The 15,607-nt window shown below is 67.6% G+C and carries 12 protein-coding genes; 7 read left to right on the top strand and 5 right to left on the bottom strand.

Going from position 1 to position 15,607, the window contains the following annotated elements:
* Positions 1 to 73: 73 nt before the first annotated feature.
* Positions 74 to 1,177: a CAP domain-containing protein gene (locus tag QVN30_RS09855; RefSeq protein ID WP_289836237.1), complete on the bottom strand. Its 1,104-nt coding sequence runs from the start codon at positions 1,175 to 1,177 to the stop codon at positions 74 to 76.
* 173 nt (positions 1,178 to 1,350) lie between these two features.
* Between QVN30_RS09855 and QVN30_RS09850 the strand changes: the two genes are divergently transcribed.
* Positions 1,351 to 3,264, top strand: coding sequence for a glycoside hydrolase family 2 protein (locus tag QVN30_RS09850; RefSeq protein WP_289836236.1), 1,914 nt, complete (start codon positions 1,351 to 1,353; stop codon positions 3,262 to 3,264).
* Positions 3,265 to 3,685: 421 nt separating this feature from the next.
* Here QVN30_RS09850 and QVN30_RS09845 read toward each other — a convergent pair whose 3' ends face one another.
* The 4 genes from QVN30_RS09845 to QVN30_RS09830 all read right to left on the bottom strand — a co-directional run bounded on the left by QVN30_RS09845 (position 3,686) and on the right by QVN30_RS09830 (position 9,911).
* Positions 3,686 to 5,314: an MFS transporter gene (locus tag QVN30_RS09845; RefSeq protein WP_289836235.1), complete on the bottom strand. Its 1,629-nt coding sequence runs from the start codon at positions 5,312 to 5,314 to the stop codon at positions 3,686 to 3,688.
* An 81-nt stretch (positions 5,315 to 5,395) separates the two neighbouring features.
* Positions 5,396 to 6,361, bottom strand: a complete 966-nt coding sequence (gene bsh / locus QVN30_RS09840) for a choloylglycine hydrolase (RefSeq protein ID WP_289836234.1) — start codon at positions 6,359 to 6,361, stop codon at positions 5,396 to 5,398.
* A 179-nt stretch (positions 6,362 to 6,540) separates the two neighbouring features.
* Entirely contained in the window at positions 6,541 to 7,599 is a 1,059-nt protein-coding gene (locus QVN30_RS09835) for a DNA/RNA non-specific endonuclease (RefSeq protein ID WP_289836233.1), read from the bottom strand.
* A gap of 164 nt (positions 7,600 to 7,763) precedes the next feature.
* Positions 7,764 to 9,911 carry a Tex family protein gene (locus QVN30_RS09830; RefSeq protein WP_289836232.1) on the bottom strand — a complete coding sequence of 716 codons (2,148 nt, stop codon included), beginning with the start codon at positions 9,909 to 9,911 and terminating at the stop codon, positions 7,764 to 7,766.
* A 235-nt stretch (positions 9,912 to 10,146) separates the two neighbouring features.
* On the opposite strand from QVN30_RS09830, the gene QVN30_RS09825 reads away from it, so the two are divergent.
* From QVN30_RS09825 to QVN30_RS09800, 6 genes are all read left to right on the top strand, one after another.
* Entirely contained in the window at positions 10,147 to 10,878 is a 732-nt protein-coding gene (locus QVN30_RS09825; protein ID WP_289836231.1) for a lantibiotic protection ABC transporter ATP-binding protein, read from the top strand.
* Positions 10,875 to 11,636, top strand: a complete 762-nt coding sequence (locus tag QVN30_RS09820; RefSeq protein WP_289836230.1) for a lantibiotic immunity ABC transporter MutE/EpiE family permease subunit — start codon at positions 10,875 to 10,877, stop codon at positions 11,634 to 11,636. The genes QVN30_RS09825 and QVN30_RS09820 overlap by 4 nt, the downstream gene beginning before the upstream one ends.
* A gap of 5 nt (positions 11,637 to 11,641) precedes the next feature.
* Positions 11,642 to 12,466 (top strand): ABC transporter permease, encoded by an 825-nt coding sequence (locus QVN30_RS09815; protein ID WP_289836229.1) that lies wholly within the window; start codon positions 11,642 to 11,644, stop codon positions 12,464 to 12,466.
* Positions 12,459 to 12,872: a hypothetical protein gene (locus QVN30_RS09810; protein WP_289836228.1), complete on the top strand. Its 414-nt coding sequence runs from the start codon at positions 12,459 to 12,461 to the stop codon at positions 12,870 to 12,872. Before QVN30_RS09815 ends, QVN30_RS09810 begins: the two co-directional genes overlap by 8 nt.
* A gap of 610 nt (positions 12,873 to 13,482) precedes the next feature.
* Complete coding sequence (locus QVN30_RS09805; protein WP_204563002.1) at positions 13,483 to 14,145, top strand: response regulator transcription factor; 663 nt, start codon at positions 13,483 to 13,485, stop codon at positions 14,143 to 14,145.
* Positions 14,133 to 15,605 (top strand): sensor histidine kinase, encoded by a 1,473-nt coding sequence (locus QVN30_RS09800; RefSeq protein WP_289836227.1) that lies wholly within the window; start codon positions 14,133 to 14,135, stop codon positions 15,603 to 15,605. Before QVN30_RS09805 ends, QVN30_RS09800 begins: the two co-directional genes overlap by 13 nt.
* Positions 15,606 to 15,607: the final 2 nt, after the last annotated feature.

Genomic DNA, 15,607 nt, shown 5'->3' with positions numbered 1-15,607 from the left:
GATCCGTGTCATGCGTGCGTAAAGACGGGGCCGCGCCGACGCGTGAGCCCCGCCCATACGCCCCCGCAATCGATCAGTAGGCCGCGAACAGCTCGACCCAGTGCTTGGTGCCCGAGCCGTCGATAAAGCATGCGGCGCCGAAGACCGTGGACTCCGGGTTGACCATGTTGTAGTGATGACCCATCGATGAGGTCCAGGCGGCGTTGACCGCCTCCGCGCTCCGCTGCCTCATCGCGATGTTCTCGGCGCAGGTGTAGGGCCTCCCCAGCTCGAGCCTGAAGGGCATCACCTCCTGGAACCCGCTGCCGTCGGGGCGGTAGTGCGAGAAGGTGATCGACAGCTCGCTTGCCCGCAGCCGAGCGGCTTCCGCGACCTCGTCGTCCCAGGCAAGCGGCGCCACCCCGGAGCGGGCGCGCTCGGCGTTCACCATGGCAAGCAGGTCATAGGCCTCACCCTCGCTCTGCGCGCCCCCGAACACGTACGCACCGGTCGTCTCGTCGAAGTAGCGCGCGACGCCGTCGATGGTGTGCCAGCCCTTGACCATGCGGCCGGTCGAGGCGTGGTAGTACACCCATCTCGTGGCGGCAAGCCCGCCGTCGGGGTCCGTGGTCATGAACTGCCAGCCGTAGAGCACGGCGCCCGTCACGTCGTCGAAGTACATCCAGCCGGGTTCGTCGCCGTGCGATCCGTCGATATAGCGCTCGCCGTGCGCCATCTGGCCGGTCGTGTAGTCGTAGAAGACCCACTTGCCACCGTTGGAGGGCACGTAGGTGAAGCCCTTGAGCATCTCGCCGGTCACGGGGTCGAAGTAGTACCAGCCGCCGTAGCGGAAGTCCTCGCCCTTGACCATGTGGCCGTCCGCGTCGTAGCGCACCCACTTGCCGCGGGAGCGGTCCTCGTTGGAAACCGGGATGTAAACGTCCTTGTCGCGGGCCATCGTGCCGTCGGCGTCGAACCAGTACCAGGCGTCCGACTCGGGGTCGTAGACCTGCTTGTCGCGGGCCATGACGCCGTCGTCGTACCAGTAGCGCTCGCCGTCCACCTCGTCCCAGCCGTTCTGGGGCGCGGCCGCGGCGGGAAGCGCCGTCGCCACCATAAGCAGCACCGCCCACACCATGGAAGCGATGCCGAACGCGCGCATCCGCGCAGGTCGCCTTTCCCTTATTGTCTTCCCCATCGCAACCCCCTTATGGTCCGCGCGCCCGAAGGGCGCAGCAACAACCGGTCCCCTCCATTGTTATTGACCGACACCCCATCCCCGCCCCGCGGCTCGCCCAACGGTTTCGACCGTTCGCCCAGCGCGACGTGAGAAAATGGAGGCTACCCGCCGATGCCGTGGAGGATGATCGCATGCTCGATATCAAACGTGTTCTCATGAGCGCCAAGAGCCACAAGCGCGGCGACGTCTATCCGCTTGAGACGCCGCGGGGCGCCACACTCGATCCCGACCGGGTGCTTCCGGAATATCCGCGCCCGACCATGGTTCGGCCTGCATATACCATGCTCAACGGGTATTGGGAGTTCGCCATCCGGCCGATTCCGGAAGAATACCGCCATGCGCAGGCGCTCTCGACCGGACGGGTCCTCAACATGCTGGCGGCAGCCCCCGAACCCGAGCGCTACGATGGGCGCATCCTGGTCCCCTTCTCGCCCGAAGCGCCCGCCTCAGGCGTCGGCCGCGTGCTGCAGCCCGACGAGCTGCTGTGGTATACGAGGACCGTCGATGTTCCAGACCTTGACGAGCTCGAGCGGCTGATCGTGCGCTTCGGGGCGGTCGACTGGGCGTGCTCCCTCATGGTCGACGGCAAACCGGCGGCGACTCACGTAGGCGGCTACCTACCCTTCGATGCGGACATCACCGATTTCGCGCGCGGACGCCGCTCGCTTCGGCTGGCGCTGTGCGTCTACGACCCGAGCGACGCCGGCGTCCAGCCGCGCGGCAAGCAGCGCCTCGACGCCGGCGGCATCTGGTACACCCCGCAAAGCGGCATATGGCAAAGCGCCTGGTACGAGGTGGTGTCCGCGGTTCACGTCGAATCCCTTGCGCTCAACGGCGCCGCCAACGGCACGCTGCGCATCGAAGGCGCGCTCGCCGATCCGCACGGGCTGCTGCGCGAGGGCGACTCAATCGATGTCGTCGTGCGCGACCATGAGGGGCGGGACGTCGCCGCAGCACGTCTCCCGATAGCCGGGCGACGGGTGCGCGGCGCGATCGACGTCGCGCACCCGCACCTCTGGTCCCCTGGCGACCCCTACCTCTACGATGTCGACGTCGCCGTGTGCGCCCGAGGGCTTTTGGGCAGGCAGGACGCCCTCTCCAGCTACTGCGCCTTTCGGACCGCCGAGGTCAAGCGCGACGAGTCCGGCGTGGCGCGCTTCTTCCTCAACGGCTCCCCCGTGTTCATCAAGGGCGTGCTCGACCAAGGCTACTGGCCCGAGGGCCTCATGACCGCGCCGTCCGATGAGGCGCTGGTCCACGACATCCTCGCCATGAAGCAGGCGGGGTTCAACATGCTGCGCAAGCACATCAAGATCGAGTGCGCGCGCTGGTACTACCACTGCGACCGGCTCGGCATGCTCGTGTGGCAAGACGCCGTGTCCGGCGGCGGCGCCTACAGCCCCTGGCACACCAGCCGGAAGCCGACCCTGGTCAAGGCGTCATGGGACCGGTTCCGCGACGACACCCCGCGCCACCGGGCCGCCCTGTCGTCAGGCAGCGCGGACTACCGGCGCGAATGGCTCGAGACCACACGCGATATGGTTCTGCAGCTCGCCGGGCACCCCTCGATCGTGACCTGGGTGCTGTTCAACGAGGGCTGGGGGCAGTTCGACGCGCGCGAGATGAGCGAGCGGATCCACGAGCTCGATCCGACGCGCCCGATCGACGCCACGAGCGGGTGGTACGACCAGCGATGCGGCGACTACCTCTCTCAGCACAATTACTTCCGGCCGCTGACCGTCGACTGCGACCGCCGCGTCCCGGTCGGCTATGCGCAGGAGCGCGGCAACCGCGCGTTCGTGATCTCGGAGTTCGGCGGCTGGACGCAGGCGATCCCCGGACATACCGTGTCCCCCTACTCATATGGCTACGGCAACTTCCCGACGCTGGACGCCTGGCGCGACGCGGTGCGGCGCACGCTCGACGAGGCGGCGTCGCTCGAGGCGCTCGGCCTCGCGGGCTACGTCTACACGCAGCTGTCCGACGTGGAGGAGGAGCTGAACGGGCTGCTCACCTATGACCGCCGCGTCAACAAGCTGGCCTAGAGAAGCGCCGGAGGACCCCGGATGCCGCGCTCCCGTGCGAACGTGGCTAGAAATTTCTGTTTTGCTGTAAGCCGGTTCGAATGAAGGTGGCCGATTTGACCGCAATACCCGCATCGGCTGCTTATGATGCATGCGTCGTGGCCCCAAATGCCTCGGATGCGGCCTCGGCAGGGGAAGAAGCGGCACCGATGACGGGCTCCAGGCCCGATCGCGCGACACCGCAACAGCAAAACGGAAATTTCTAGCCACTTTCGCCAGAAGAGCGTGCGGCTGGGGCTCCGCGGACCGTGCTCTTTTGCCAGACAGAAGGTCCGGGGCCTCCCCCGGGCGAATCTGCGAGCTGTCGCGTCAAGGCTCATATGGTTGCAGATCCGCCCGGGGGAGGCCCCGGAACTCGTAAGGAGGACAAGAGCTTTGGCCGCTAACGGCCCTGCAGGGACTCCTGCTTGGACGTGATCTTGATCGCCGGGGTCGTCGCCAAGCCGAGCAGCACGATGACCGCGCCCACGGCGTAGGCGATGCGCGTCGACTCGAACCGCGCCTGCGCCTGGATATCCACGAGGGCGCGGCGCTCGGCGTCGGTCATGTCGATGCCCGCGATCTGCTGCTCGAACTCGCGGTCGCTGCCGAGGTTGAGCGTCATGCCCTCGAGCTGACGATCGACGTCACCCGAGATCGCGGCGTCCTCGCCGGCCTTCACGCGCACGGTGCTCGTGATGCCGAACAGCAGCACGGCGCCGAGCAGCGCCACGCCGATGGCCTGGCCCACGTTGCGCATGGTGCTCTGGATGCCACCGGACTGGGAGGCGTCGCGCTCAGGCAGCGCGAGCGCCACGATGTTGCTCGCGTGGGACGACACCGTTCCCGCGCCCACGCCCGCGACGAAGGCGCCCAGGTACACGCCGACGGCGCTCGCGCCGTCGATGGTGACGGACGACCCCATGATGCCGAGTGCGACCGCCATCGCCGCGTACCCGATCTGGATGACGTGGCGCGGATTCGCCCGCGGCGCGAGCTTGGGGATACCGAGCGCCAGCGCGAACGTCGGCACGCCGGTCACGATGGAGATCAGGCCCACGTCGACCGGGGTCCATCCGGCGACGAGCTGCAGGTACGGCGACATCAGGATGGACTGCGCGCCCATGAAGAAAAACGTCAACGCGTTGGCGGCGAGGCCGGCAAGCACCTGCGGCGTGCTCAAAAACGAGCTGGGCAGCAGCGCGATGCCGTTGGCGCGCTCCACCCGCGGCTCGACCAGGACCAGCGCGGCGAGCACCACAAGACCGAGCGCGACGAGCGGAAGCGCGGGAGAGATGCCGAACACGGTGAAGGGACATCCCTCGAACGGCGTGATCAGGCCCCACGAGGAGATGCCCGACAGACCGATGAGGAACAGGAACAGGCCCGTGGCGGCGAGTGCCACGCCCACGACGTCGAATTTGAGTTTCTCGTCCTTTTGGTCGATGGCCGGCAAGCGGAACGAGACGAGAAAGACCATGAGGAAATAGGCGCTGAGCACGAGGAACGTGACGCGCATGCCCGAGACCTCCATCACCACGCCGAGCATGAGCGGCAGCACGGCCGACAGCCCGGAGGCGGCGCCGATGCAGCCGAACGCGACCGCCCGGTTGCCCCCGCGGTACAGCAGCGGGATGAGCCCCAGCACCGAGGGGATCATGAAGCTCGCGCCGAAGCCGACGAGCACGCGCCCCACCCAGATGAAGACCGCCATGTTGGGAGCCGCCGCCAGCGCCGCCTCGCCCACCGCGCACAGCACGGTCCCGATGCGGAAGGTCTTCTTCCAGCCGACGATCGTGCCCGCCAGGCCGCCCGCGATCATGAAGGCGCCGCCGACGAGCGGGTAGATCATGTTGGCGAGCTGGATTTCAGACGTGGTGGCGCCGAGGTCGCCGGTAAGCGCCGAGGTGGCGAGCGACAGGGCGCCGTTGTCGCCGGTCGCCCCCATCTGGGCCAAGATCAAGATGACGATCGGCAGGACGGCGAAGCGCTCCTTGCCCGCCGATGCCATCCGTATGGTTGCTGCGTTCATGTCGATTCCTTTTCATTCGAACGCGTATATATGTCCACACCCGGCGCGGATCGCCCGGCGCGAAACGATGGCAGGGCGCCCCTATGCCGCGTCGGGCATGACGAAGGGATGCACGCCCGACAGATCGCAGGAGGACAGCGGATAGGCCCTGATCTGCGGATCGTCGTAGGAGGCGTGGTAGTACGTGCACCGCGCCGAGGAGAACCCGCTCGTGTAGAGCGTCTTCTCATACGAACCGTCGGCCATGCGGGCGCAGCCGTCGGGCACGGCGACCGAGCCGAGCGTGCGGAACAGGCGCGTGACGTTATCGGCCTCGGACGCCTGCTCGGGGTAGTGGCCGTTGACGAAAGCCGCCTTCACGAATCGAGCCGGGCCGCTGTAGTCGCCCGGGATCCCCTGCATGCCGGGGCCGGAGCCGAACGGGATGAGCTCGGCTTTGTCCCACGTGACGTGCGCGGGCTCGTCCTCGGTGAGCGAGATGTAGTTGCGCAGGTTTTGACGGTGCCAGCAAAACGTCGGCTCGTTGGTGAGCACGTCGACGTCGTCCTCCCAGACGCGCATGCCGTCCTCCAGGCACTCGACCGCGATGCTGCCCGTCTCATCGCCGATGATCCAGTGGAGGTTCGCCACCGGCAGCTCGTCGTTGACAGCCCGGGCGACGACGGTCACGTTCTCGAGCGCGGCGCGCACCTCGTCCAGGGCGGCGAAATTGCGCGCGACCCAGAACGGGAACTCATACGCGGCGACGTTCACACCGGTCGGCGCCGGCTCCGTCGCATAGTGCGCGCTCTGCGGGAAGTTGAGGCCCGCCACCGCCAGACCCGCGTCGTTGCCGCAATCGAAGTACAGGGGGATGCCCTCGACGATGATGCCCATGCCGATGACCGCATGCCCGCGCTCGGGGTCGCCTGCGCGCTCGAAGGCGACGGGCACCTTGGCGGCAGGCGGCGTCACCACCACGCGCTCGCCGTAGCTGGTCGTCCAGTCGAGGTTTCGACCGAAATACATGGTTCCCGCCGGATCGGTAAATCGGATGCCCGTGCACATAGGGCCACCCCTTTCCTGTTTGGGCAGCCTTGCGCCATCCAAACACATGAATTGTAGATAGTGATTTATTACCCATGAGTTATATGGGAAATTATGAAGCGCGGCTTAGGAAAGGGTTGCGAATTACGGAAGGGAGGGTCCGCCTGACAAGGCGGGCTTTTCGCCCCCTATGGCAGATGCTATGGGTTGCAGTTGCCGCAGGGCTCGTACCCCTGCGCGATGAGATTGTCGCGGGTGTCGGTGACCTCGCGCTTGTTGTGCTCGGCCATCTGGTCGACCGAATGGCAGTCCGGATAGTGGAACTTGCGGGAGTTCGTGTTGAGGATATAGGTCACCTGCGGCGCCGGGGCCTCGGGCGATGCGGACTGCGCCTGCTGCAGCGCGCGGCTGTCGCCTGTGGCGTAGTCGATCTCGATACCCGGCTGCACGTTGTAGCAGAACACGTTGAACGAGACGCCCGCGCCCCCGTCGTCGATGGACAGGGCCTCCAGGTGCACGCCGCGCGCGACCAGCTCGTCCCCCACGAACACCGGCGTGGAGCGCATGAGCACGCGGTTGCCGGTGCGCTCCACATAGGAGGCGACCTGGTTCTCGAACGGGAGCATGCCCTCGACGTTCATGTAGCGCGTGCCGGTGATGAGGTTGCGCTCGTTGGCGTTTTCCGCCGTCAGCTGGAATCCGAGCAGATGGCAACGGTTATAGAGGTAGCGGCCATCGACCAGGTCGTCGTAGCGCACCGTATGCCAGCCGGAGGGACGGATCATACCGATGCTTCCGCGCTCCTCGGTGGGCATGGTGTCCAGGCTCACGATGGCGAACGCGGCACCGCAGCGGCCGAGCGCGTCGAGCGGGGCGTAGGACTCCGCCGGCGCGCCGACGGCATCTTCGGCCGAAAGCGCCGGCACGTTGCCGTCGATCTCCGCATAAGGGCTTCCCGCATAGGGCGGTACCTGCGCATAGTCGAATGCCTGAGCCTGCTGCGCCGGCGCATCCGGGGTGCCCGGGGACGCCGGCGTCTCGGACGTTGCCGGGGCCTCCGACGGCGTCGATGCGACAGGAGTCTGCGGATCGGGGCTCTCGGGCGATGCGGGGGCGGCCTGCACCTGCTCGGTTGCCGGCGCGGCCGCTTGATCGCGGGCGGAGCTCGCGCTCGGTTCACCGGAGAACGCGCCGATCACCAGCAGGAGCGCGACGACGATGACGGGGACGGACAGCCCGCTGCGTTTCCTTGCCACCATATACCTCCTGCTTGAACCGATGGTTCAATGGTAGCATCCCGCAGGACGGGTTGGTTGGGGACGGGTTCGTTTCGACCCATGCCGGTGCAGCGCACCGCCATGGGTTGAAACGAACCCGTCCCCAACCAAAAATGAGCGAAGATTGCCCAGCCCAAACGCACCGGCTACTTGTTGGGCACCATGGTCAGCGAGATCTTCCCGCGCTCGCGGTCGATGCGCTCGACCCAGACCTTGACGGTGTCGCCCACCGCGACCACATCGCTCGGGTGCTTCACGAACGAACGCGACAGCTTGGAGATGTGGACCAGGCCGTCCTGGTGGACCCCCACGTCGACGAAGGCGCCGAAGTCGACGACGTTGCGCACGGTTCCGGTGAGCTCCATGCCGACCTCGAGGTCGTCCAGCGTGCGCGCCGCCTTGCTGAACACGACCTCGGGCGCGTTGTCACGCGGGTCGCGGCCGGGTTTCTCCAGCTCGGAGATGATGTCGAGCAGCGTCAGCACGCCGCAGCCCACCTCGCCGGCCAGCGCCGACACGCTCCCCACGCGCTTCTCGATATCGGGAATGCCGCCGTGCGCCAGGTCGGCTGCGGTCACGCCCGCGCGGTTGAGCACCTCGCGCGCCACCGCATAGCTCTCCGGATGCACGCTCGTGGCATCGAGCGGGTTGTCGCCGCCCGCGATGCGCATGAAACCCGCGCAGTTGAGGAACGCCTTCGGCCCGAGCTTGGGCACGTCTTTCAGCTGCCCGCGGTCGGTGAAGGCGCCGTGCTCCTCGCGGTAGGCGACGATGTTCTTGGCGACCGTCGGCGTGATGCCCGACACGTAGCCGAGTAGGCTCGCGCTGGCCGTGTTCACATCGACGCCCACGCGGTTCACGACGTCCTCGACCACGTTGCCGAGCGTGCGCGCCAGCTCAACCTGGTCAAGGTCGTGCTGGTACTGGCCTACGCCGATGGACTGCGGCGGGATCTTCACGAGCTCGGCGAGCGGGTCTTGCAGACGGCGGCCCAGGCTCATGGCGCCGCGGGTCGTCACATCGAGATCGGGATACTCCTCACTTGCCAGCGCGCTCGCGGAGTACACCGACGCGCCCGCCTCGTTCACGATGGTGTAGCGCAGCGCGAGATCCGACTCGGAGATGAACTCGGAGACGACCTCCTCGGTCTCGCGGCTCGCCGTTCCGTTTCCGATCACGATGGTGTTGATGGCGTACTTCTTGGCGAGGCGCGCGAGCTCGCGCTTGGTGCCCGCGACGTCGCGGCGGGGCGGGGTCGGGTACACGACGCCGTGATCGAGAAGCTTGCCCGTCTCGTCGAGCACCGCCACCTTGCAGCCGGTGCGGTACCCGGGATCGAGCGAGATGATGCGCGCACCGCGCACCGGGCGCGCGGACAGCAGGCTCTCGAGGTTCTTGCCGAACACCTTGATGGCGTCCATCTGGGCGCGCACCGTGAGCTTGGCGCGGACCTCGCGCTCGAGGGAGGGCGCCATCAGGCGCTTGTAGCCGTCGGCGACGGCGGCGTCCAGCACCGGCGCGAACACGCCAGAGCGGCGCGGCCAGCGGCTCCCCAGGCGCGCGATGGCGGCGTCGACATCGACCCGCACGCGGACGCGGAGCTTGTCCTCGCGCTCGCCGCGGTCGATGGCGAGGATGCGGTGGTTGGGGATCTTGCGCACCGGCTCGGCGAAATCGTAATAGGGCTCGTACGGCGTCTTCTCGTCCGCATCGACTGCCAAAGAGACGATCTCGCCCGTCCCCTCCGTGAAAGAGCGCAGGTCGGCGACGTTTTCCGCATCCTCCGCGACCACCTCGGCCACGATGTCCGAGGCGCCCGCCAGCGCGCGCTCGGGCGTATCGAATCCCGCCTCCTCGTTCACGTACTCCGCAGCCGCCTCGAGCGCCGTGCACTTGGTCGCCACCTGCATGATGATCATGTTCGCGAGCGGCTCGAGGCCCGCCTCGCGCGCCTTCGACGCGCGCGTCATGCGCTTCTTGCGGTACGGCTTGTAGAGGTCCTCCACGCGCTGCAGCTGCTCGGCGGCGTGGATCTCGGCCTCGAGCTCCGGCGTGAGCTTTCCCGCCGCGGAGATGAGCGCAATGACGTCCTCTTTTCGCTGCTCGAGGTTGCGCAGGTACGCGAGGCGATCCTCGAGCGCGCGCAGCGCCACGTCGTCCATGCCTCCCGTCGCCTCTTTGCGGTAGCGCGCGATGAAGGGAATCGTGTTGCCCTCGTCGATCAGGTCGACGGCCGCCTGGACCGCCATCTTCTTGAGGCCGAGCTCCTCGGCCAGAGTCGCGATGATATCCACAGGATGCCTCTCGGTGTCGGGTGTAGAGCTGAATTAGGATACCCGCGCGCGCAGACAGCCGCAATGCTTCCTTTGGGCTCTGCTGCTTTTGGGGACAGTCCCTTTTGGACCGCGATGGCGCACACGCGCCATCGCGGTCCAAAAGGGACTGTCCCCAAAAGCAGCAGAGTCGTTATGGCTTCGTTAGAATCGGCCTCCACCATGGGAGATGAACCGAAGGAGAAAGGAGACTCCCATGGGCTTTATGCTCGAGACACGCGGGCTGACCAAGCGCTTCGGACGGAACGCCGACGCGCAGGCAGCCGTGACCGACGTGAACCTGCACATCCGCGAGGGCGAGGTGTACGGCCTGCTCGGACCCAACGGCGCGGGCAAATCGACCACGCTCAAGATGATCTGCGGCATGCTCCGCCCGACCGAAGGGAAGATCATCGTCGACGGGCACCCGTGGTGCCGCGACGACCTGTACGCGATCGGCTCCCTCATCGAGGAGGCGCCGCTCTACCCCAACCTCTCCGCGCGCGAGAACCTGCGCGTGCGCACGACCATGCTCGGCCTGCCCGCATCGCGCATCGATGAGGTGCTCGGGCTCGTGGACCTTGCCGATACCGGGAACAAGCGCGCGGGCCGGTTCTCGATGGGCATGAAGCAGCGGCTGGGGCTCGCGCTCGCGCTGCTCTCCCGCCCGCGTCTTCTCGTGCTCGACGAGCCCACCAACGGGCTCGACCCCATCGGCATCGAGGAGCTGCGCGACCAGATCCGGGGCTTCGCGGCAGCGGGCACGACCGTGCTCGTCTCGAGCCACATCCTCTCCGAAGTGCAGCAGATGGCGGACTCGGTCGGCATCATCTACCGCGGGCGCCTCGCCTACGAGGACCGGCTCCGAGCGGGCCAGGACCTCGAGCAGCTCTTCATGAGCGTCTGCCGGGCGGGCCGCGCCGCCGGATCGGGGGTGCATGCCGCATGAGCCTCACGTTCGCATCGACCCTGCGCGCCGAGGCGCTGAAGTTCCGCCACGCCGCGCCTGCGCGCATCGCCGTCCTCATGGCGCTGCCCATGCCGCTTCTGGGCGCGATGCCCGTGCACGGCTACCAGTCCTTCAGCGCATGGAACTACTGGTACACGCTGTTTTTGCCCATCGCCCTCTCGCTTTTGGTCGCCTGCGTCGCCCAAGCCGACGCGCGCATGCGCATGAGGGGCGCCTTCGGTCTCGGCGTGCCGCTCGGGCGCGCGTGGTGGGCGAAAGCGGTCTGGTGCCTGGCGCTGCTCGCCCTCTCGAACCTCGTCGTCTTCGCCCTGTACCTTACCGGCTCGGCCTTCTCGGCGCAGGGCGTCACCGCTGCGGGAGCTGCCACGATGCTCTGCTGCGCGGGCGTCAACACGCTCACCGCAGCGTGGATGATTCCCGCCGGGCTTTTCTTCACGGTGCGCGCGGGCATGCTCGCGGGCGTGTTCATCCCGCTTGCCGTGCAGCTCGTCGGTGCATTCGCATGGTCCATCATCCCGCTGCCGCAACTCTTCCCGCCATCGGCCTCGACGGTCATCCCGACGAGCTTCATCCCCGTGCTGCCAAGCGGCGAGCCGCTCTCCGCGGACATGGCGCTCGGCGGGGCGCTGGCCGCCGACGGCACGCTCACGGTCGCGGGCCTCGCCGTGTGCGCGATCGCGTTCGCGGTGCTCACGGCGGCGACGGCAACCTGGTTCGCGCACTCGGAAGAGAGGTGATGGACATGGCGAACGACGCAATCCCGCGCATGTCGCTTGTGCGCTCCCTGCGCTCCGAGCTTCTGCGCCTCTCTCGATCCCCGCTCATCTGGCTGCACCTGCTATGCGGGCTTGCGGGCGGCCTGGCCTGCGGCGCGTACTTCTCCGTCGCCGCATGGGATGCCTCCATGGGAGCCGACGCGTATGCGCAGTTCCTCGGAGCGCTCATGCCGCTCATGACGTCGATCGTCTGCGGTCTGGCGGTTGACGAGGAGCGCTCGGCTGGCAAGCTCGCCAACCTGACGGCAGTCCCCTCGCGCGGCAGGGCCGTGCTCGCCGCATGGGCGGCGCTTTCCCTCATGGGCGCCTGCGCGCTCGCCACGGCGTTCGGGACGTTCGGCATCGTGCTGGCCGCCGCGCATCGGCTGACGCTCGGCGCCCACGTGCTCTCAACGGCCTGGGCGGGCTGCGTCCTGGGGAGCCTTCCCCTCTACGCGCTCGAGCTCGCCTGCGCGTTTCGCTTCGGCAGGAACGCGACCATCGGCGTCGGCGCCGCGGGCACGCTCCTCGCGTTCTTCTCCATCGGCGGCCTCGCCCACGGCCTCATGACCGGGGAGCTCACCGGGGCGTTTCCGAGCATCTTGGGCTGGATCCCCTTCTCGTGGTCCGCGCGCTTGGGCTCGCTCGGCATCGAGTCGGCCATCGCCGCCGGGCGGGACGCCGTGCAGGCGGCAGCCGTGAGCACGGCGGCAATCGAGACCGCCGTGGCCTGCGCGGTGCTCCTGGCAGTGGCCATCCCCCTGTTCACCTGGTGGTTCCGCCGTTTCGAGGATCGGGGGCTCCATGTGTAAGAGCCGAATGCTCCGTCTGCTGGCGATCGCGCTGCTCGTGGCCGGCACGATCGCGGGAGGAAACGCGCTGGCCAGCACCGGGTGGGCTCCGGCGCTTCGGTCCGTGGCCGACCGCATCCTCCCCTATCCCGAGGTGACCATGTGGGCACCCGCCCCTGAACCGGGCAGCCACGTGAGCACGTATGCCGACGCGACGGGAGCCGGCTCGAACTACGTCTACGACGTGCAGGCTGCTGACGCGAACGGAGACACCCGCGAGCTCCAGCTCATCTTTTTCGGCTCCGAGTCGAGCGGAAGCGGCTGGCTCGAGATCGAGGCGCGGGGAGGGTCGGGCGTGCACTACCGGGCATGCGAGGAGACGGCCGTGCCCGACGACGCCGTCGTAGCACTCGGCGAGCGCCGATAACCCGGGAGACGCTGTTTGATTGCGTTCAGATTCGCTGAAGTAGGTGCAGAATGTATATTCCCATCCCGAAACTGCATAAAAATCCGCTTCGGGCAAAACCCACAGGGAGAGTAGGCTGAGTTTGGTGCGATTTTTGAGGCCCATTTCCCCACCATCGCTACATCCCTCAGCATTTCCGCAGGAAACAACTGGGCAAATGCCGAGGGGTGCGGCGCATGTGGGCGAAGGGCACCGAAAAATCGCACCAAACTCGATATACATGTTTTTTGACACATTTCGAGACGGGGCAAACGGCCGTCCCGGCCGGCTCCGCCGGTGACTCACCCCATGCGGGCCGGTCCAATCGAAATCCGGACGAGGTCGGCCGGGGCGGAGGGTCGGCTAAAGCTGCAATCGGGCCGTTTTGTTCACCGGCGGCGTCATCCGCAGGGCGACAGGACGGCTTGGAGCTCAGCCCCCATCGCTTGGCCCTATCAGGGCCAAGCGTTCGAACGATGGCGGTAAGGACGAGGCGCGGCCGATCGCGGCATCGGCGGGAGGTACCCCGATTGTTTGCCCTCCGCACCCCGTCCGCACGTATAATCTCGACAGGAATTCAGGGAGGTTGCGCATGGCGCGCATATTGGCGATAGACGACGAACGCGCGATTCTCGACGTCCTTGCACGGATACTCGGCAAGGACGGCCACGAGATCGTCAAGGAAAGCGATCCCGTGCAGGTCCTGGACATGAACCTCGCCCGCTTCGACCTCATCCTGTGCGACGTCATGATGCCGAACCTCGACGGCTTCGAGCTCGTGCGGCGCATCCGGCCGCTTTTCGACGGCCCCATCCTCTTCCTCACCGCCAAGGTCGCCGAAGAGGACGCCGTCAGCGGCTACGGCCTGGGCGCAGACGACTACGTCCGCAAGCCCTTCGGCGCGTCCGAGCTGCGCGCCAAGGTCGCCGCGCACCTGCGTCGGGAGCGACGCCCCCATGCGCACGCCCTCTCGTTCGGCGACGTGCGCCTCGATCTGGAAGCCCGCGACCTGGCCGTCGGCGGGACGACCGTGCCGCTCACGCCCACCGAGTACGCCATCTGCGAGCACCTGGCGCGCCATCCCGGCCAGGTCATGAGCCGCGCGCAGATTCGCGAAGCCGTGCTCGGATGGAGCAGCGACGCCGACGACGCGGCGATATCCATGCAGGTCAGCCGCTTGCGCAAGAAGCTCGCCGCCGTCGGTGCAGACCCGATCGCGACGGTATGGGGAATGGGGTACAAATGGCAGCTCTGACATCTGCGCGCGCCGCCGGCAAACGCCTGGGCATGCCGCTCTCATTCGTCATAGCCCGGTACTTCGTCTACTCGTTTGTCGCCGTGGGCATCACGTGGGTCGCCGCGTTCATGCTGCTCTCCTCCACCATCAATACGGGCTATGTGGTCGAAGCGAGCTGGGGGCCCGCCAACGCGCGCGCCGTCGCAACGGAGCTTATGGACGCGGATTCCCTGGGGCCCACGGACATTCCGACCTCCTACCGCTACCTGATCGTGGACGCCTCCGGGAGGACGGTGGCGACCGACCTTGAGGGGGCGCAGCTCGACCATGCTGCGGAGGCGGCCGACGCGGCCCGTGGGGCCCAGTCCGAAGACATCGCAATCGAGGGCGGAGGCGGCGGGCTCACGTTCGCCTCGTTTTCCGTCACCCGCGGCGGGGCCTGCGTCCTCGTATCGGAATACCTGCCGCAATGGGCGTCGCGCGATCTTGCCGAAACCCTCCCCAACCCGCAGAACATCATGTTCGCCATCGGAATCGCGGGCAGTGCCCTCGCCCTTGCGCTCGTGGCGCACCGGGCGAGCCGCGTGATCTCGCGCAAGATGCGGCCGCTCGCCGACGCCGCCGTGCGCATCGGGCAGGAGGAGCTCGACTTCCCCGTCGGGCGCACCAACGTGCGCGAGGTGAACAACATCCTCGCCGCCATGGACGCCATGCGCTCGTCGCTCGCCGAATCGCTCGACGCCCGCTGGCAGGCTGAGCGGGCGCAACGCGAGCAGATGGCGTCGCTCGCCCACGACCTCAAGACGCCGCTGACGGTCCTGCGCGCCAACGCCGACTTCGTGGCCGAGGAGCTCGAGTGTGACGAGGCGCCGCGCGAAGGCGATCGCGGCGATATCGCTGCCGCCGCCCGCGACATCGCGGTGAGCGCCGAGCGCCTCGACGGCTACGTGCGGCTGCTCATCGAGGCGTCACACGGGGTGGGCAGCGCGGCGAAGGCCCCCGTCTCGCCCGTAGAGCTCTGCCGCCATGTTGTCCTGGAGGCCAAGCCCGTCGCCCGCGCGCGGGGAATCGAGCTCGCATCGAGCATCCAGCCCGCCGTCGCAGGGGCTCCTGATGCCCTGCTCGACCGCACCATGCTCGCACGCGCCGTCTCGAACCTCGTCTCCAACGCCGTCGAGCATGCGCGCTCCCGTGTAGAGATCTCCTGCATGCTCGACGGCGGCTCTCTCGTCATCGAGGTCGGCGACGATGGCGCGGGCTTCTCGCCCGCTGCCCTCGAGCATGGCTGCGAGCGGCTCTTCACCGACGACTCCTCTCGCAGCACGACCGGCGGCGAGCGGCACTACGGTCTCGGGCTCTTCGGCGCGGCCGAGGCCGCCCGCGCCCACGGAGGCTCGATCACGCTCGCGAATCGCATCGACGCTCACGGAGCGGTCCTCGGCGCCACAGCGACGATGCGCCTTCCCCTCTCTGCATGAAA

Origin of the sequence: Collinsella ihumii (genome assembly GCF_030385545.1) — a bacterium.
GTDB classification, from domain to species: Bacteria; Actinomycetota; Coriobacteriia; order Coriobacteriales; family Coriobacteriaceae; genus Collinsella; species Collinsella ihumii.
This window is presented reverse-complemented; position numbering and strand designations above follow the sequence as displayed.